Raw genomic sequence first — 17,941 nt, 5'->3', positions numbered from 1 at the left:
GCTTTGCATGTTTTTGGGGCGCAGGATGCGCCCCTTTTTATTGTCTGAACGGCGCTGGTTTCTGCGCGGTACCTGCGGCGATCGCCGGATGTCCGCAGCAAATGGTGTGCTGTTTTTCTCTCAACATCAGGAACAGCAAGGCATTTTAAATCCGTCATTGGTCCGGATCGGCCCGGCCAGCAGGAAAATCTTTCCGGTCAACGCGCGCTGGCACATTAGTTGCAAATAATCTCTTTAAGAATCTTTCGTTTCATGATGTATTAACCGGGGAAGAGAAAATGAAAAAAGGTTTATTCGCATTACTGGCCGGTGCGGTGCTGTTCACTCAGGCAACGGTAGCCCATGCAGATCAGCTGCAGGATATTGAAAAACGTGGTGTTATCCGTATTGCCGTACCGCAGGACTTCCCGCCGTTTGGCTCGGTCGGCACCGATCTGCAGCCACAGGGTTACGATATCGATATGGCGAAGTACCTGGCGAAACAGATGAAACTTAAGTTGCAGCTGGTGCCGGTGACCAGCGCCAACCGCGTCCCTTACCTGCAGACCGATAAGGTCGACCTGGTGATCTCCAGCATGGGGAAAAATCCGGAGCGTGAGAAGGTGATCGACTTCAGCCGCGCCTATGCGCCGTTCTTCCTTGGCGTGTTTGGCCCGAAAGACGGCACGCTGAAAGAGGCCGCCGGCCTGAGCGGCAAAACCATCGGCGTGACCCGCGGTGCGGTGGAAGACATGGTGCTGACCGAGGTGGCACCGAAAGATGCCCAGTTAAAACGTTACGAAGATAACAACACCACGCTCTCCGCATATCTCTCAGGCCAGGTGCAGTATGTGGCGACCGGCAATCTGGTGGTGGCGGCGATCTCCCGCCAGAACGCGGATAAAGCGCCGGTGGCGCAGTTTATGCTGAAAGACTCGCCGTGCTACATCGGCCTGAAGAAAAATGAACCGGCGCTGAAGGCGAAAGTGGACGCGCTGATTGAGCAGGCCATCCAGGATAAGACGCTGAACGGGCTGTCTGAACAGTGGCTGAAAGCGCCGCTGCCTGCCGACCTCGGCGCATAAGGGCCGAGCGATGATTGGGCAACTGAACTTTCCCGCCCTGTGGCCCTACTGGCCGGAGCTGCTGGCCGGCCTGTGGGTAACCATCCAGCTGACGGTGCTGGCCACGGTGGGCGGCGTCGGGCTGGGGATCCTCGGCGCGGCGCTGCGCAGCGGCAAGCCTTCGCTGCTGAGCCGCATCTGGGGCATCTACGTTGAGCTGATCCGCAACACGCCGTTTGTGGTACAGCTGTTTTTTATCGTGTTTGGCCTGCCGAATCTCGGGCTGAAACTGACGGCGGGCGAAGCCGCGCTGCTGGCGATGCTGATTAACCTCGGTGCCTACAGCACCGAGATTATCCGCGCCGGCATTCAGGTGACGCCGAAAGGGCAGTGGGAGGCCGGCCGGGTGCTCGGCCTCAGCCGCAGCCAGACCTTTCTGCGGGTGGTGCTGCCACCGGCGATGAAGCGGATTTACCCGGCGCTGGTCAGTCAGTGCATTATCGTGATGCTCGGTTCGTCGGTGGTGTCGCAGGTCTCCTACGAGGAGCTGACCTTCGCCGCCAACCTGATTCAGTCACGGACGTTTTTAAGCTTTGAAGTCTACCTGGTGACCACCCTGATCTACCTGCTGCTGTCGATAGCGATGCGTCAGCTGCTGCTCGCCGCCGGGCGCAAATGGTTTGGAGAACAGCCCTGATGAACACCTTTACCGACTGGGATATTCTGCGCAATCTGCTGCTGGCCGCGCGCTGGACCCTGATGCTGTCGCTGACCGCCTTTGTCGGCGGTACGCTGGTCGCGCTGCCGCTGGTTATGGTGCGCCTGCTGCGCCGCCGCTGGCCAAACCGGCTGATTAGCGGATACTGCGCGCTGTTTCAGGGCACGCCGCTGCTGATGCAGCTGTTCCTCGCCTTCTTTGGCGTGGCGCTGTTCGGCATTGACGTCTCGCCGTGGACGGCCGCGTCGCTGGCGCTGACCTTCTACACCAGCGCGTTCCTGGTGGATATCTGGCACGGCAGCGTGCAGGCGCTGCCGAAAGGGCAGTGGGAAGCCTGCCGCTGCCTGGGGCTGAGCTTCGGTCAGACCCTGTATCGCGTGGTGCTGCCGCAGGCGCTGCGCACCGGTATTGCCCCCACCGTCGGCTTTGCCGTGCAGGTGGTGAAGGGGACGGCGCTGGCGTCGATTATCGGCTTCATTGAGCTGACCAAGGCCGGAACCATCCTTAACAACGTCACTTATCAACCGTTTAAAGTGTTCGGGCTGGTGGCGCTGGGCTACTTCCTGATGTGTTATCCGCTGTCCCGCTACAGCCAGTATCTGGAGAAGAAATTCAATGCCGCTCATCACCATTAATCAGGTGCAGAAATATTACGGCGACAATCACGTACTGAAGGGCGTGGATCTCGACGTTGAAGCCGGGGAAGTGATCTCAATTATCGGCCGCAGCGGCTCGGGAAAAAGTACCCTGCTGCGCTGCATGAACGGGCTGGAAGGCTATCAGGAAGGCAGCATCAAGCTGGGTGGCATTACCGTCACCGATCGCGACAGCCAGGCGCGTGAAATCAGCCGCTCGGTGGGCATGGTGTTCCAGAGCTTTAACCTGTTCCCGCATATGACCGCGCTGGAAAACGTGATGCTGGCCCCGCGCCGGGTGCTGAAAAAAAGCCAGGCGGAGTGCCGCGAGCTGGCCGCCCGCATGCTGGAAAAAGTCGGGCTGGGTGAACGGATGGATTACTATCCCTCCAGCCTCTCCGGCGGGCAGCAGCAGCGCGTGGCGATCGCCCGCGCGCTGGCCATGTCGCCAAAGGTGCTGTTATGTGATGAGATCACCTCCGCCCTCGATCCCGAGCTGGTAGGCGAAGTGCTGAAAGTGCTGGAACAGCTGGCGAAAGAGGGCATGACCCTGATTCTGGTGACCCACGAAATGAATTTCGCCCGTGAAGTGGGCGATCGCGTGGTGTTTATGCACCAGGGGCGCGTCTGGGAGCAGGGCGACAGCAAAACGCTGTTTGCCGCACCTCAGACAGCTGAACTGAAACAATTTATCTCGTCGGTGCGCGGGCTGTAATCCGTTCCCGACCGCCTGAACACAACGTGTGCCGGGCCTCACGGTTTAACGCGGGTTGCGCCCTGAGCAGGAGCCGCAGCCGACGCTTAGTATCAGCTAAAGGAACGCTAATGGACTTATCAACAATTTCGCAAATCAACCCGCCACAGCGCCTGCTGATGGGGCCGGGCCCGATCAACGCTGACCCGCGCGTGCTGCGCGCGATGTCCAGCCAGCTGATCGGTCAGTATGACCCGGCGATGACCCACTATATGAATGAGGTGATGGCGCTCTACCGCGCCGTGTTCCGCACCGACAATCAGTGGACGCTGCTGATCGACGGCACCTCGCGCGCCGGCATCGAAGCGATCCTGCTGTCGGCGATCCGTCCGGGCGACAGGGTGCTGGTGCCGGTATTTGGTCGCTTCGGCCATCTGCTGTGTGAGATCGCCCGCCGCTGCCGTGCTGAGGTACACACCATTGAGGTGCCGTGGGGTGAGGTGTTTACGCCGGACCAGATTGAAGACGCGATCAAAAAGGTCAAACCGCGTCTGCTGCTGACGGTACAGGGCGACACCTCCACCACCATGCTACAGCCGCTGGAAGAGCTGGGGGCGATCTGCCGCCGCCACGGCGTGCTGTTCTACACCGACGCCACGGCATCCTTTGCCGGTAATGCGCTGGAGACCGATGCCTGGGGGCTGGATGCGGTCTCCGCCGGGATGCAGAAGTGCCTCGGTGGCCCGTCCGGCACCTCGCCGATTACCCTCAGCCCGCAGATGGAGGCGGTGATCCGCCAGCGCAAATGCGTGGAGGCCGGCATTCGCACCGACGCCCATCAGGACGGTGAAGACGAGATGATCTACTCCAACTACTTCGATCTTGGCATGATCATGGACTACTGGGGGCCGGAGCGCCTCAATCACCACACTGAAGCCACCAGCGCGCTGTTTGGCGCCCGCGAGTGCGCCCGGCTGATCCTCGAAGAGGGGCTGGATAACGGGATCATTCGCCACAAGCTGCACGGCGACGCGCTGCTGAAAGGCGTGCAGGGCATGGGGCTGGAGACCTTCGGCGACCTGACGCACAAAATGAACAACGTGCTGGGGGTGATGATCCCGGCCGGGGTCAACGGCGACCAGGTACGTAAGCTGATGCTGGAGGATTTCGGCATAGAGATTGGCACCTCCTTTGGCCCGCTGATTGGCAAAGTGTGGCGCATCGGCACCATGGGTTACAACGCGCGTAAGGACTGCGTGATGCAGACGCTGAGCGCGCTGGAAGCGGTGCTGAACCACCTCGGCTTCCGCACCACCCAGGGCGCAGCGATGCAGGCGGCCTGGGATCACTACCGCGGGAGCTGCTGATGAGCGATTGCCTGTTAAATGCACAGGCGGCGCAGGTCGCCGCCGCCCGGGTGATGGCTCGCTGCGATGCGCTGGCTGAGCTCAGCGAAACGCCGGGCATGCTGACCCGCGTCTACCTGTCGCCGGAGCATCTGCGCGCCAACGCGCTGGTGGGCAAATGGATGAAGGCGGCGGGCATGCACGTATGGCAGGACAGCGTCGGCAACATTTGCGGCCGTTACGAAGGCCAGACCGAGGCCGCGCAGGCGATCCTGCTCGGGTCGCATCTGGATACCGTGCGCAACGCCGGCCGCTACGACGGCATGCTGGGGGTGCTGGCGGCGATTGAAACCGTGCAGTACCTGCACGATCGCGGCCAGCGGCTGCCGCTGGCGCTGGAAATTATCGGCTTTGCCGACGAAGAGGGCACGCGTTTTGGCATCACCCTGCTCGGCAGCCGCGGGCTGACCGGCAGCTGGCCGGAGAGCTGGATGTCGCACCCGGACGGCAACGGCATTACCGTTGAGCAGGCGATGCGCGATATCGGTCTGAAGCCGCATCTGCTGTGGCAGGCGGCGCGCGACGTTGAGGACTTTGCCGCCTATCTCGAGCTGCATATCGAACAGGGGCCGTGCCTCGAACAGGCGCAGCTGGCGCTGGGGGTGGTCACCGCGATTAACGGTGCCCGCCGCCTGAACTGCCGCTTTACCGGCGAGGCCGGCCACGCCGGCACGGTGCCGATGAGCCATCGCAAAGATGCGCTGGCGGCGGCGGCGGAGTGGATGGTCTACGTTGAGCAGCGCACGCCGCAGCACGATCCGCAGCTGGTAGCGACGGTCGGTACGCTGCAGTGCCAGCCGGGTGCGGTTAATGTCATCCCCGGCGAAGTGGCGCTGACGCTGGACGTGCGCGGCCCGCAGGATCGGCCGCTGGCCGAGCTGCTCTCGGACCTGCTGGTGCAGGCGGAAGCTATCGCCCTGCGTCGTGGCCTGACCTTCAGCTCAGACGAGTATTACCGCATTCCGGCCACCGCCTGCGATGACGGGCTGCAGGCGGCGCTCGGCCGCGCGGTGACCCGTGTTCAGGGGCGCAGCCTGGCGCTGCCGAGCGGTGCCGGCCATGATGCCATCGCGGTGGCCGAACGCTGGCCGGTGGGCATGCTGTTTGTGCGCTGCGATCGCGGCATCAGCCACCATCCGGCGGAAGCGGTGTTGCCGGGCGACGTCGCTCAGGCGCTGCAGGCGTACGTGGAAGTGGTCAGCGATTTCGCCACCCGCCGCTCAGAATAACCGTTCGTCCGTCAGCCGCGGCGGCCGCCCGTGTGCCGCCGCGACCCCTGTTCAGGGGATAATAAACCCGTCCGCTTTTCCTTACCCTCATTATCAGGCCTGTTTCGGCCCAGCAGATGAGGGAAAAGGAATGTCACACTATCAAGCACCACTCCGCGATATGTCTTTTGTCCGCCAGGAGATGTTTGCCAGCCAGCAGCGCTGGCAACGCCTGCCCGGTCTCAACCACCTTGATGACGACACCGCCACGGCGGTACTTTCCGGGGCTGCTACGGTGGCTGCTGAGATTATCGACCCGCTAAACCCGACGGGCGATCGGGACGGGGTACGTTTTAAACAGGGGAAGGTCACCACGCCGCCGGGCTTTAAAGACGCATTCGATGCCTTTGTCGGCGGTGGCTGGAACCGTATTGCTGCCGCCGTAGAGTTCGGTGGCATGGGCATGCCGGCCAGCGTTGGCATGGCAACCAACGAGATGTTCTATGCCGCCGGCATCGCCTTCACCATGTACAGCGGCCTGACCAGTGCCGCCTGTACGGCGATCGCGGCCACCGGCAGCGAGGCGTTAAAACAGCGCTATCTGCCGCCCATGATTGCCGGTAAATGGGCGGGCACCATGTGCCTGACCGAATCGCAGGCCGGCACCGATTTGGGCCTGATGCGTACCCGCGCCGAAAAACAGCCGGACGGCAGCTACCGCATCAGCGGCTCTAAAATTTTCATCTCCGGCGGCGAACAGGATTTGACCGAAAATATTATCCATCTGGTACTGGCCAGGCTGCCGGACGCCCCGGCGGGTAGCCGGGGCATCTCGCTGTTTCTGGTACCGAAAGTGCTACCGGACGAGGCGGGCGCGCTGGGGCCACATAACGCGCTGAGCTGCGGATCGGTAGAGAATAAGATGGGCATCCACGGCTCGGCGACCTGTGTGATGAATTTTGACGGTGCGAAGGGCTGGTTACTGGGGGAGGAGAACAAGGGACTGCAGGCGATGTTTATCATGATGAACCACGAGCGGCTGGGCGTGGGCAATATGGGCGTGGCGGTCGGTGAACGCGCTTACCAGCGTGCCGTGGCTTACGCGCGCGAACGCCTGCAGGGGCGCGCCGTTGGTGCCCCCGCTGGTTCACCGCCGCAGCCGCTGATCGCGCACGGTGATGTGCGGCGTATGCTGCTGACCATGAAAGCCCTGACCGAGGGGGGGCGTGCCTTAATCGGCTATATTGCCCGACTGCTTGAGCTGGAAAAGTACAGCGAGGAGAGCGATGAACGTGTGCGGGCAGGGAACCTGGTGGCGCTGTTGACGCCCGTCGCCAAAGCCTTCTCCACCGATATGGGGTTTGCCTGCTGCGTGGACGGACAGCAGATTTTCGGCGGCCACGGTTATATCCGCGAACATGGCATAGAGCAGCTGGTACGCGATGCGCGCATCACCCAGATCTATGAAGGCGCCAACGGCGTACAGGCCGCCGATCTGCTGGGGCGCAAGACGCTGAAGTGTGGCGGGCAGTTTTTAACACAGTGGCTCAGCGAGATCCGCGAATTTATGACCGGCGTTGCCCCGGCCATCCGCAGCGAGTTTAACCCGCAGCTGGAGGCGGTGATGGGCGATGTGGAGAGCCTGACGCAAAATCTGCTGGCCCGCCTCGGCGAGGATCCTGACGAGGCGGGCGCGGCGGCGACGGAGTACCTGCATATCATCGGCTATCTCACGCACGCGTACCTGTGGCTGCGGGCGGCGGATATTGCTCTGCGAAAACTCGACAGCGAGCCGGACTTCTATCGCGTTAAGCTGCAGACCGCTCGTTTCTACTACGCCCGCATCCTGCCACGCATTCACAGCCTGATTATCTGCGTAGAGGCTGGTGGCAATACTCTTAGCGTGATGAAACCTGACGACTTCTGAGAGGGGGCACCCGGATTGGCAGCGTTGTCTGACCCGTTGCGGAGGCACTTGCCCGGCAGCGTTGCCTGACCGATTGCGGAGATACTGGCCCGGCGCAGCGTTGCCTGACCAGGCTGGCTCAGGGCATATCGGCCAGCAGCCCGGAACGCTGGGCCAGCGACACCGCCTGCGCCCGGTTACGGGCGGTCAGCTTAATCAGAATGTGTTTGATATGCGATTTAACGGTCTCGGGCGTGATGGCAAGGACAATAGCGATCTCCTTGTTTGAGTGTCCTGCCGCAATCAGTGACAGCACCGTGGTTTCTCGCGGGCTTAATACGCTTCTGACGGGTTGCATAAACTCACCTTGTTGACGGTCATCCTTTGCACAAGCTAGACAAATTCGCCCCCGGCGTATAAACAAAAGGTGTTAATGCTCAGGACAGCAGCCTGATGAGTTCCGGCAGGGCATCAAACAGGTCGGCCTCCAGCGCATAATCGGCAACGGCAAAGATCGGCGCGTCGGGATCGTTGTTGATCGCCACGATCGTCCCTGAGTCGCGCATGCCGGCCAGGTGCTGGATCGCCCCGGAGATCCCCACCGCGATATACAGCACTGGCGCGACCACCTTGCCGGTCTGCCCGACCTGCAGCTCATTGGCGACGAACCCGGCGTCGACCGCCGCCCGTGAGGCTCCCACCGCCGCGCCGAGCTTATCGGCCAGTTGATACAGCAGGCTGAAGTTTTCACCGCTCTTCATGCCGCGCCCGCCGGCGATCACCACGCTGGCGGTGGTGAGCTCAGGCCGCCCTTCAGGACTGGCCGACCTTTCGCTCAGCCAGCGGGTTCGTTCTGTACGGTGGAACGGCCCGCTTAGCGGCTGGTGGCTGGCGAGTCCGCCCTCGCGGGCAACCGGCGTAAAGGCGCTGCTCATCACGGTAAGCACTTTAACGGCCGCCTGCGACTGCACCACGGCAATACCGTTACCGGCGTACACCGGCCGTTTGAAGGTGCTGGCGTCAATCACCCCGCTTACCCCCGTCACGGCATCCACATCAAGCAGCGCCGCCACGCGTGGCAGCAGGCTTTTCCCGTCCGCTGAGGCATCGGCCAGAATATGGCTGTAGCCGGGGGCCAGGCTGACCAGCAGCGGCGCGACGTCTTCCGCCAGCGGGTGGCGAAAGGTCTCATCGTCTGCCGACAGCACGTGACGCACGCCGGGCAGGGTGAGGGCTTCGGCGATCGGTGGCGTAATCTCATTGCCGACGATCAACAGATCGCTTTCGCCGCCGATGGCGCGGGCGGCAGCCAGTACCCTGAGTGTGGCGGGCGACAGCCGTCCGTCCTGATGACCGCCCAGGACTAAGTTTGCCATATCAGTTCTCCTCGCTGAGTGAGCGGATCAGGCCGGCCAGTTCGGCCACCGATGACACCCGCCGGCCCGGTTTACGCGCCGCGGGGGGCGTAACGCTGAGCTGCCGCTGCGTACCGGCCAGCGCCACGCCGGTGACGTCTGCTGACAGCACCTCCAGCGGCTTCTGCCGCGCTTTCATGATGCTGGGCAGCGCCGGATAGCGCGGGGTATTCAGCCGCAGGTCGCTGGTGATCACCGCCGGCAGCCGCAGCTGCAGGGTGCGCAAACCGCTGTCGACCTCGCAGGTAACGATGGCTTCCTCCCCCTGCAGCGCGATCGCCGAGGCGGCGGTCGCCTGCGGCCAGTCCAGCAGCCCGGCCAGCATCTGCCCGGTCTGGTAGTTGTCGCTGTCGATGCTCTGCTTGCCCAGCAGGATCAGCTGCGGCCGTTCGCGTTCCGCAATGATTTTCAGCAGCTTCGCCACCGCCAGCGAGCTGCTGAGGGGGGCGGGCGTCTGCAGATGAATAGCCCGATCGGCACCCAGCGCCAGCGCGCTGCGCAGCTGCTCCTGAACGGCGGCATCGCCGACGCTGACCACCAGCACTTCGGACGCAACCCCTTGTTCTTTTAAGCGCACGGCTTCTTCAACGGCGATTTCACAGAAGGGGTTCATCGCCATTTTACGGTTGCTGAGCTCAATGCCGCTGCCGTCGGGCCTGACCTGAGCCTTGATGTTGGGATCCAGCACCCGCTTAATCGCCACCATAATCTTCATCCGTCACCCCCGATGTTTACATATCGCCATAGTTGGGGCCGCCGCCGCCTTCGGGCGGCTGCCAGTGAATATTTTGCGCAGGATCTTTAATCTCGCAGGTTTTGCAGTGCAGGCAGTTTTGCGCGTTGATCTGCAAACTCTGTTTTCCCTGTTCATCGCTGACCAACTCATACACCGCGGCCGGACAGTAGCGCTGCGCCGGTTCGGCGTAGTCAGTCAGGTTGCTGCCGGTGGCGATCGTCACATCATCCAGCAGCAGGTGGACCGGCTGGTCTTCCGCGTGGCTGACGTTGGCGAGATCCAGCGAACTGAGCCGGTCAAAGGTCAGCAGGCCGTCCGGCTTCGGGTAGATAATCGGGCGCTGGGTGCTGGCCTTGTGTAACTGCTGGTGGTCAGGCTGCCGGTCATGCAGTGCCAGTGGCCAGCGGGCATGGAAGATATTCTGTTCCAGCGAGTTAAACATGCTGCCGAACCCCGGGCCGAAGCGGTGCAGCGCGCTACCAAAATTGCGGCTCTGCCACAGCTCCTGCCACAGCCAGCTGTTTCTGAACAGCTGTGGATAAGCCGCCAGCGACGGTGAATCGCTGCACAGCGCCCCGGCGACCGCCTCCGCCGCCAGCATGCCGCTCTTCATTGCCGTATGGTTGCCCTTGATGCGGCTGAAATTTAGCGTGCCCAGCTCGCAGCCGATCAGCGCGCCACCGGCAAAAATCATGTCTGGCAGCGAGAAGATCCCGCCTTTGCTCAGCGCCCGTGCGCCGAAGCCCAGCCGGGTGGCTCCGCTGAAATAAGGTCTGAATGCCGGGTGGCACTTCAGCCGTTGTAGCTCATCAAAAGGTGACAGATAAGGATTGCGGTAACAGAGGTCGACGATCAGCCCCACGGCAATGCGCTGCCGATCGAGGTGGTAAAGAAAGGCCCCGCCGGGGTTGTGTTTGTCCAGCGGCCAGCCGGCAGCATGAATCACCAGCCCGGGGTGGTGATGCTGCGGTTGCACCTGCCACAGCTCTTTCAGCCCGATGGCGTAGTGCTGCACGTCTGCCTCGCGATCGAGACCAAAGCGTTGCAGCAGCTGTTTACCGAGGTGGCCGCGGCAGCCTTCGGCAAACAGGGTGAATCTGGCGCGCAACGCAATGCCTGGCGTAAACACGCCGGGTTTGGGCTGGCCGCGTTTATCGCGACCAAAATCGCCGGTGGTCACGCCGTTGACCCGACCGTCCGCGGTGAAAACGATCGCGGTAGCGGCGGTGGCGGGGTAGATCTCGACCCCCAGCGCCTCTGCCTGCCCGCCCAGCCACTGACAAAGCTCGCCAAGGGAAATGATGTAATTACCGTCATTTTTCATGGTGTGCGGGATGCAGAACCCAGGGACGGTGAGCGCACGTTGCGGGCCGGTCAGAAACAGGCAGCGGTCCTCGCTCACCCGGGTATTCAGCGGCGCGCCGCGCTGCCGCCAGTCGGGGAACAGTTCAGCGAGCGCGCGGGGATCAAACACCGCGCCGGACAGGCTGTGAGCGCCGACGGAGGCCCCTTTCTCCAGTACGCAGACGCTGGTAGCGGGCGACAGTTGTTTGATGCGGCAGGCAGCCGCCAGACCGGCCGGTCCGGCACCGACAATCACTACGTCGTAGTCAACGGTTTCACGTTCCATGTTGTCGCTCCCTCTCGGTCAGATAATCACGCCATTTTTTTTCAGCCGATCGATGCGCTGTGCGGTAAACCCCAGCGACTGCAGGATGGCGTCGGTGTGTTCACCAAACTCCGGTGCCGGGCGCGGCGTGACCTTGTTAACGCCACTGAGGGTAAACGGCGACGAGACCGTGAGGCGTTCCCTGCCCTGGCGATCGTGATAGGGCAGCAGGCAGGCGTTCAGATGCAGCTGCGGGTCGCTAACCACCTCGGGAAAGGTCTGCACGATGCCAAAAATGATCCGGTGCCGTGTGAGGATCGTCCGCCACTGGTGCAACGTTTTTTGCGCGAAGCGCCGGGTGAATTCGGCGGCCAGTGCACGGGTGTGGCGGATACGGCTGGCGACGTCGGCAAAGCGTTCGTCGCTGCCCAACTGCTCTGCATCCAGCGCAACCAGCAGCTTCTGCCAGTCTTTTCGCTGAAAGGCGCTTACCACCAGCCAGCGGTCGTCCGCCGTGCGGTAACAGTTCGAGAGCGCGTTTACCGGATCTTTACGGTCCGCCTGCCGCGCCGGCGTCGCCTGGTTAAGCGCGCCTTCAACATACTCTGCGGCGGTCCAGATGCCGTTGGCGATCAGCGAGGTGGAAACCTGCATTCCCTCGCCGTTTTTTTCGCGCATCAGCAGGCCGGTGACGATCGCCGCATACAGCGCAGTGGCGCTAACGTGGTCGCCACACGCGGGCAGGGTCATCACCGGTTCGGCGTCGGCGTTGCGCAGCGTGTTCATCAGCCCGCTACGCGCCCACCAGGCGCAGGAGTCAAAGCCGGGTTCGTTGGCGTCCGGCCCCTGTGCGCCGTAACCGGTGATATCGGCATAAATCGCCCACGGGTTGATGGCGTGCACGCCCGGCCAGGTCAGCCCCAGTCGTTCACGGATCTCAGGCAGGTAGTTGGTGACCACCACGTCCGCCCACTCGATCAGCGGCACCAGTACTTCGCGTGCTTCAGGGGATTTCAGGTCGAGGATCAGGCTGCGCTTGTTGCGGTTGGTCAACTGCCACGCGTAGTTATAGTCGCTGGCCGGCATATTAGGGTTCTGCGACAGCACGCGATCGGGATCGCCGGAAGGCGACTCTACTTTGATCACGTCAGCACCGAAGTCAGAGAGGATGGTCGCGGCGGCAGGGCCAGCGATAAAGGTAGCGATATCCAGCACCTTAAGGCCGGAAAACAGCGGAGACGGGCTGACGGACATCGGGACACTCCTTTTAATGGGATAGTCTGGCGTCGTCGAGTGTAGGCGCTTCAGTGCGCGTTGTTTATCCCCCGGACAGGGGTAAGCAGGGAGGAAGTGGGGCTGGCGAACGCTCGCCAGCTCCTGGACGGGGTCAGAGGCTGAAGCCGTCGGCGTCGCGCCACGCCGGGAAGCGCTCGCGGTAGTCGCGCAGGCTCTCCAGCGACAGGGTGGCATCCAGCCGTGCAGGCTGGTGCGGTTCACCGGCGGCGAGGATTTCACCCTGCGGGCTGATGATCCGGCTGTCGCCGCTGTAGTGGTGGCCGTTGCCGTCGCTGCCGACGCGGTTGCAACCGGCGATATACGCCTGGTTCTCAATCGCCCGCGCCTGCAGCAGCGTCTGCCAGTGCAGCGCGCGCGGTGCCGGCCAGTTGGCGACGTACAGCGCCAGGTCGTAGTCGTTCTGGTTGCGGGAGAACACCGGGAAGCGCAGGTCGTAGCAGACCTGCGGCAGAATGCGCCAGCCGCGCCATTCGATCACGTCGCGGCGTTCACCGGCCAGATAGTGCTCGTGCTCGCCGGCCATGCGGAACAGATGGCGCTTGTCGTAGAAATGGACCTTGCCTTCCGGCTCCACCAGGAAGAAGCGGTTGACCGCGCCTTTCTCTACCTGGATCGCCGCGCTGCCTGCCACCATCGCGCGGGTCTGGCGGGCTTTCGCCTGTAGCCAGGTTATCACCTCCGCCTCCGGCAGTGAGCTTTTCGCCGCCTCCATCGCGAAGCCGGTGGTAAACATCTCCGGCAGCACGATCAGGTCGCGGCCGTGGATCGTCGCCAGCAGCTGGTCAAAGAAGCGCAGATTAGCGGCGCCGTCCATCCATGTCAGCGGTTGTTGCAGTACGGTAATTTCTAAAGTTGACACAGGCGCTCCGCGGCAGCGTCCAGCGTGGCTTCCTGCTTAGCGAAGCACAGGCGGATCAGTTTATGGGGGAAGGCGTCGGCGCAGAACACCGACAGCGGGATCGCTGCCACACCGGCCTCTCGGGTCAGCCACTGGCAGAAGGCCACGTCATCCAGATCGGAGATGGCGCTGTAGTCAGCCAGCAGGAAATAGGTCCCTTCACACGGCAAAATCTTAAAACGGCTGTTGGCCAGCGCGGCGGTAAAGCGGTCGCGACGCGCGCGGTAAAACTCGGGCAGTTCACGGTAGTGTTCCGGGTGCTGTTCCAGCATATCTGCCAGCGCCAGCTGCGCAGGGGTGTTCACCGAGAAGGTCAGGTACTGATGCACCTTGCGCAGCTCGGCGCTCAGCACCGGCGGTGCCACGCAGTAGCCGACTTTCCAGCCGGTCATATGGAAGGTTTTGCCGAACGAGGAGACGGCAATCGCCCGCTCGCGCAGCTGGGGGTGTGCCAGCACGCTGGCGTGGCCGGCGGCGTCAAAGCAGATGTGCTCGTAGACTTCATCGCTCAGCACGTAGATTTCCTGCTCCGCAATCGCCTGCCACAGCGCGGCAAAGTCGCTTTTCTGCCAGACGGTGGCGGACGGGTTGTGCGGCGTGTTGAGGATAACCAGCCGGGTTTTCGGCGACAGCAGGCTGGCAAACTCCGCCCAGTCCACCTTAAAGGCCGGAGGCTGCAGCGCAATACGCTTCATCACGCCGCCGGCCAGCGCCACGGCGGGCGCATAACTGTCGTAGCTCGGGTCGAAACAGATAACTTCATCGCCCGGGCGCACCAGCGCGGTAATCGCCGCAAACAGCGCCTCGGTGGCGCCGGTGGTGACGGTCACTTCCGTGTTGGCATCCGGGCGGTAGCCGTAGAGTTCGGCGGTCTTTCTGGCAATCGCTTCACGCAGCGGGGCCACGCCGATCATCGGTGCGTACTGGTTAGCGCCCTGGCTGACGTGGTGGGCCAGGCGCTGCTGCAGGTAGTCAGGGCCGTCAAAGTCCGGGAACCCCTGCGACAGGTTAATGGCGTTGTGCTGCTGCGCCAGAGCGCTCATCTGGGTAAAAATGGTGGTGCCCAGCGCAGGCAGTTTGCTCTCTGGGGTAAACGACGTCCGGCTCATAAATGATAACCCTTTTACAACGCAGTAAATTGATGTGTTAATCCGCTATTTCTGCCAATATAACACGAGATGATTTTTTGGCAATCAAGACGCTTAGACGGCTATATGTAACAGACAGCCGTCAGTAGTGTCTGAGGTAGAAAGGAAAAATATGACACAACACTCTCAGTTAGATCAGCTGGTTAGCGCCTGTCACTGGATTGGCGAACGCGGCTGGGCCCCGGCCACCGGTGGCAATATGTCGGTGCGCCAGGATGCCGAGTTTTGCCTGCTGAGCGAGTCCGGCAAAGACAAAGGCAGCCTGACCCGCGATGACTTTATCCAGGTCGATATCGCTACCAACCGCGTGCCGTCCGGACGCAAACCCTCAGCGGAAACCGGGCTGCATACGCTGATTTATCGCCTGTTCCCGGAGGCCGGTGCTGTGCTGCACACCCACACCGTAAACTCCACGGTGCTCTCCCGCGTGGAGAAGGGCGCGGCGCTGGAGCTGCAGGGCTACGAGATGCAGAAAACCCTCGCCGGGCAGCACTCGCACCTCGACTGCGTGCCGATCGCGCTGTTTGACAACGATCAGGACATCGACGGCCTGGCGCAGCGTATTGAACAGTTTGCCGCCCATACGCCGCTGCGCTACGGCTTCCTGCTGCGCGGCCACGGCCTGACCTGCTGGGGCAAAGACGTTAACGAAGCGCGCCGCCATCTGGAAGGGCTGGAATTCCTGTTCCAGTGCGAGCTGCAGCGCCGCCTGCTGGAGGCCAGATGATCCGCGCAATTATCACCGATATTGAAGGCACCACCAGCGACATCCGCTTCGTACACAACGTGCTGTTCCCTTACGCCCGCGAAAACCTGCCGGCGTTTATCCTCGCCAACCAGGCGCAACCGGCAGTCGCGCAGGCGCTTGACGACCTGCGTGCCGAAAGCGGCCAGCCTGACGCCGACGTACAGTCGCTGATAGACGTGCTGTTCGGTTATATGGATCAGGATCGTAAATCCGCCGCGCTGAAGGCGCTGCAGGGGATGGTCTGGCGTGACGGCTACCTGAACGGCAGCTTTACCGGCCACCTGTATGCAGACGTGCTGCCGGCGCTGAAACAGTGGCAGCAGCAGGGTGTGGCGCTGTATGTTTATTCATCCGGCTCAGTAGCTGCGCAGAAATTGTTATTTGGCTACAGCGACGCGGGTGATATTACCGGTCTGTTTAGCGGTTACTTTGATACCCACGTCGGTGCCAAGCGCGAGGTGGAGTCCTACCGCAACATCGCCAGCCAGATTGGTCTGCCGACCGGCCAGCTGCTGTTCCTGTCTGATATTCATCAGGAGCTGGATGCCGCAGAGCAGGCGGGCTGGCAGACGATTCAGTTAATCCGTGGCGAAGCGGATAATGAGAGCCGCCATCGCCAGGTTTCAGGTTTTGATCAGATTAACCAGGAGCTGTTGAACTCATGAGTGCACTGACTATTTTTACCGATACCGAAGCGACCACCCCGGTGTGGCACAGCACCGATGCCGCAGAGATCGCCACCAAACTTAATGCTAAAGAAGTCCGTTTTGAGCGCTGGGAAGCCGACCGCGACCTGGGTGAAAACCCGGATTCCGACACGGTAATCAAGGCGTATCAGCACGCTATCGATCGCCTGGTGGCCGAGAAAGGCTACCAGAGCTGGGACGTGATCAGCATGCGCGCGGATAACCCGCAGAAAGAGACGCTGCGCAGCAAGTTCCTCAACGAACATACCCATGGCGAAGATGAAGTACGCTTCTTCGTTGAGGGCGCCGGGCTGTTCTGCCTGCATCTGGACGGGCATATCTACCAGATCCTGTGTGAAAAGAACGATCTGATCTCGGTGCCGGCCGGCATTCCGCACTGGTTCGATATGGGATCGTCGCCGCACTTCACCGCGATCCGCATCTTCGATAACCAGGAAGGCTGGATCGCTAACTTCACCGGCGACAACATTGCCGATGCTTATCCGCGTCTGGACTGATTATGGAAAGCAAACCGGGCTGAAGGACGAAGACATTCGGCTTTGCTCGTGAGGTCCGTGCAGATTGTTTTTCTGGCGGGCAGAGGCTGCCCGCATCTGAAGCGAAAAACCCGGCCTGAGCCGGGTTTTTTATTTGCTGGCTGCCCGGCATAAACGACAGCCGGGCTTTGCACCCTTCCCGTCCCTGTCAGCCGCGCGGCTGAAACGCGCCTGCCGTCACCTCTTCCGGCGTCACCACGCCGGTGTCCAGCACCCAGCCGCTAATCAGCGCGGCGGGGGTAACGTCAAACGCCGGGTTATAAACCTGCGCATTCTCCGGTGCCCACTGCACGTCACCAAAGCTGCCGGCCACGCCGGTGACTTCCCGGGCGTCACGCTGCTCGATTGGAATCGCCGCGCCGTTCGGGCAGCCGCGATCCAGCGTGGTGTGCGGCGCGGCGACGTAGAACGGCACGCGGTGATAGTGGGCCAGCACCGCCAGGCTGTAGGTGCCGATTTTGTTGGCGACGTCGCCGTTAGCCGCAATGCGGTCAGCGCCGACCCAGATGGCATCGACCTGGCCCTGCGCCATCAGCGTGGCGGCCATCGAGTCGCAGATCAGCTGATAAGGCACGCCCAGCTCGCCCAGTTCCCACGCCGTCAGGCGGCCACCCTGCAGCAGCGGACGGGTTTCATCCACCCAGACGTTGGCCACCCTGCCTTCTGTATAACCACGCGCGATCACCCCCAGCGCCGTGCCGACGCCTGCGGTCGCCAGGCCGCCGGTGTTGCAGTGGGTCAGCAGGCGGCTGCCCGCGACGATCAGCGGGCTGCCGGCCGCCGCGATGCGTTCGCACAGCGCCTTGTCTTCCTCAATCAGCCGCAGCGCTTCGCTCACCAGCGCGTTGACGTGGTCGTCCTGCGCCAGCGCCAGCTTCATACGGTCAAGGTTGTTCATCAGGTTCACCGCCGTCGGGCGTGAGGCGCGCAGCACCTCCAGCGCCTCGGCCAGCCCGGTTCGGGACATCCCCTGTTCGGCCAGCAGCGCCAGAAGCAGGCTGGCGGACAGCCCAATCAGCGGCGCCCCGCGCACGCGCAGGGTTTTAATATGGCCGACCAGCGTGGCCACGTCCGGTGTCGGGCACCAGATTTTTTGCTGGGGCAGGGCCTGCTGATCGAGGATCAACAGCTGATTGTCGCGAACCTGAAGGCTGGTGGTGGTGAGTGTCTGCATGAATGAAATCCCGGTTGCTTTAATGCGCCATATTGTGCCAACATGCAACATGGATGTATAGACG

19 protein-coding genes are annotated in these 17,941 nt (G+C 62.3%); 11 read left to right on the top strand and 8 right to left on the bottom strand.

Translation table 11 applies throughout. The features are described from left to right. Nucleotides 1–25 precede the first annotated feature (25 nt). From GKQ23_RS19195 to GKQ23_RS19160, 8 genes are all read left to right on the top strand, one after another. Nucleotides 26–229: a hypothetical protein gene (locus tag GKQ23_RS19195; RefSeq protein ID WP_212409177.1), complete on the top strand. Its 204-nt coding sequence runs from the start codon at nt 26–28 to the stop codon at nt 227–229. A 49-nt stretch (nt 230–278) separates the two neighbouring features. Beyond that, complete coding sequence (locus GKQ23_RS19190; protein ID WP_212409176.1) at nt 279–1,064, top strand: transporter substrate-binding domain-containing protein; 786 nt, start codon at nt 279–281, stop codon at nt 1,062–1,064. A gap of 10 nt (nt 1,065–1,074) precedes the next feature. After that, the gene (locus GKQ23_RS19185) at nt 1,075–1,740 is read left to right on the top strand and encodes an amino acid ABC transporter permease (protein ID WP_212409175.1); all 666 of its coding nucleotides are present in this window, start codon (nt 1,075–1,077) and stop codon (nt 1,738–1,740) included. After that, the gene (locus GKQ23_RS19180) at nt 1,740–2,396 is read left to right on the top strand and encodes an amino acid ABC transporter permease (protein ID WP_212409174.1); all 657 of its coding nucleotides are present in this window, start codon (nt 1,740–1,742) and stop codon (nt 2,394–2,396) included. The genes GKQ23_RS19185 and GKQ23_RS19180 overlap by 1 nt, the downstream gene beginning before the upstream one ends. Next, nucleotides 2,377–3,111 (top strand): amino acid ABC transporter ATP-binding protein, encoded by a 735-nt coding sequence (locus GKQ23_RS19175; protein ID WP_056233792.1) that lies wholly within the window; start codon nt 2,377–2,379, stop codon nt 3,109–3,111. The genes GKQ23_RS19180 and GKQ23_RS19175 overlap by 20 nt, the downstream gene beginning before the upstream one ends. Nucleotides 3,112–3,221: 110 nt before the next feature. Continuing rightward, nucleotides 3,222–4,457 carry an alanine--glyoxylate aminotransferase family protein gene (locus tag GKQ23_RS19170; protein ID WP_056233794.1) on the top strand — a complete coding sequence of 412 codons (1,236 nt, stop codon included), beginning with the start codon at nt 3,222–3,224 and terminating at the stop codon, nt 4,455–4,457. Next, entirely contained in the window at nt 4,457–5,725 is a 1,269-nt protein-coding gene (hpxK, locus tag GKQ23_RS19165) for an allantoate amidohydrolase (RefSeq protein ID WP_212409173.1), read from the top strand. Before GKQ23_RS19170 ends, hpxK begins: the two co-directional genes overlap by 1 nt. Before the next feature lie 130 nt (nt 5,726–5,855). Continuing rightward, nucleotides 5,856–7,631, top strand: coding sequence for an acyl-CoA dehydrogenase C-terminal domain-containing protein (locus tag GKQ23_RS19160; protein ID WP_212409172.1), 1,776 nt, complete (start codon nt 5,856–5,858; stop codon nt 7,629–7,631). A 118-nt stretch (nt 7,632–7,749) separates the two neighbouring features. On the opposite strand, the gene GKQ23_RS19155 is transcribed toward GKQ23_RS19160, so the two are convergent. The 7 genes from GKQ23_RS19155 to GKQ23_RS19125 form a co-directional block, all read right to left on the bottom strand. Beyond that, nucleotides 7,750–7,968: a response regulator transcription factor gene (locus GKQ23_RS19155; RefSeq protein WP_212409171.1), complete on the bottom strand. Its 219-nt coding sequence runs from the start codon at nt 7,966–7,968 to the stop codon at nt 7,750–7,752. Between the two features lie 79 nt (nt 7,969–8,047). Beyond that, nucleotides 8,048–8,986 (bottom strand): electron transfer flavoprotein subunit alpha/FixB family protein, encoded by a 939-nt coding sequence (locus GKQ23_RS19150; RefSeq protein ID WP_212409170.1) that lies wholly within the window; start codon nt 8,984–8,986, stop codon nt 8,048–8,050. Nucleotide 8,987: 1 nt separating this feature from the next. Continuing rightward, nucleotides 8,988–9,740, bottom strand: coding sequence for an electron transfer flavoprotein subunit beta/FixA family protein (locus tag GKQ23_RS19145; protein ID WP_212409169.1), 753 nt, complete (start codon nt 9,738–9,740; stop codon nt 8,988–8,990). Between the two features lie 16 nt (nt 9,741–9,756). Beyond that, complete coding sequence (locus tag GKQ23_RS19140; RefSeq protein ID WP_212409168.1) at nt 9,757–11,391, bottom strand: electron transfer flavoprotein-ubiquinone oxidoreductase; 1,635 nt, start codon at nt 11,389–11,391, stop codon at nt 9,757–9,759. A gap of 18 nt (nt 11,392–11,409) precedes the next feature. Beyond that, nucleotides 11,410–12,624 (bottom strand): CaiB/BaiF CoA-transferase family protein, encoded by a 1,215-nt coding sequence (locus GKQ23_RS19135; RefSeq protein WP_056233800.1) that lies wholly within the window; start codon nt 12,622–12,624, stop codon nt 11,410–11,412. A 133-nt stretch (nt 12,625–12,757) separates the two neighbouring features. Continuing rightward, nucleotides 12,758–13,525 (bottom strand): amidohydrolase, encoded by a 768-nt coding sequence (locus GKQ23_RS19130; RefSeq protein WP_212409167.1) that lies wholly within the window; start codon nt 13,523–13,525, stop codon nt 12,758–12,760. Next, on the bottom strand, nt 13,513–14,673 hold the full coding sequence (locus GKQ23_RS19125) for a pyridoxal phosphate-dependent aminotransferase (RefSeq protein WP_212409166.1): 1,161 nt from the start codon (nt 14,671–14,673) through the stop codon (nt 13,513–13,515). The genes GKQ23_RS19130 and GKQ23_RS19125 overlap by 13 nt, the downstream gene beginning before the upstream one ends. Nucleotides 14,674–14,824: 151 nt before the next feature. Between GKQ23_RS19125 and GKQ23_RS19120 the strand changes: the two genes are divergently transcribed. From GKQ23_RS19120 to GKQ23_RS19110, 3 genes are read left to right on the top strand one after another with little or no spacing between them, the layout of a single operon-like run. After that, on the top strand, nt 14,825–15,439 hold the full coding sequence (locus GKQ23_RS19120) for a methylthioribulose 1-phosphate dehydratase (protein WP_056233805.1): 615 nt from the start codon (nt 14,825–14,827) through the stop codon (nt 15,437–15,439). Next, nucleotides 15,436–16,125: an acireductone synthase gene (mtnC, locus tag GKQ23_RS19115; RefSeq protein ID WP_212409165.1), complete on the top strand. Its 690-nt coding sequence runs from the start codon at nt 15,436–15,438 to the stop codon at nt 16,123–16,125. Before GKQ23_RS19120 ends, mtnC begins: the two co-directional genes overlap by 4 nt. Continuing rightward, nucleotides 16,122–16,664, top strand: a complete 543-nt coding sequence (locus GKQ23_RS19110; protein ID WP_056233809.1) for an acireductone dioxygenase — start codon at nt 16,122–16,124, stop codon at nt 16,662–16,664. Before mtnC ends, GKQ23_RS19110 begins: the two co-directional genes overlap by 4 nt. Nucleotides 16,665–16,851: 187 nt before the next feature. Here the strand turns inward: GKQ23_RS19110 and mtnA are convergent, their stop codons facing one another. Beyond that, nucleotides 16,852–17,877 carry an S-methyl-5-thioribose-1-phosphate isomerase gene (gene mtnA / locus GKQ23_RS19105; RefSeq protein WP_212409164.1) on the bottom strand — a complete coding sequence of 342 codons (1,026 nt, stop codon included), beginning with the start codon at nt 17,875–17,877 and terminating at the stop codon, nt 16,852–16,854. Nucleotides 17,878–17,941 lie beyond the last annotated feature (64 nt).

The organism is Erwinia sp. E602, assembly GCF_018141005.1.
Lineage (GTDB): Bacteria > Pseudomonadota > Gammaproteobacteria > Enterobacterales > Enterobacteriaceae > Erwinia.
Note: the sequence above shows the minus strand (reverse complement) of the source record. Positions and strands in the feature narration are given on the sequence as shown.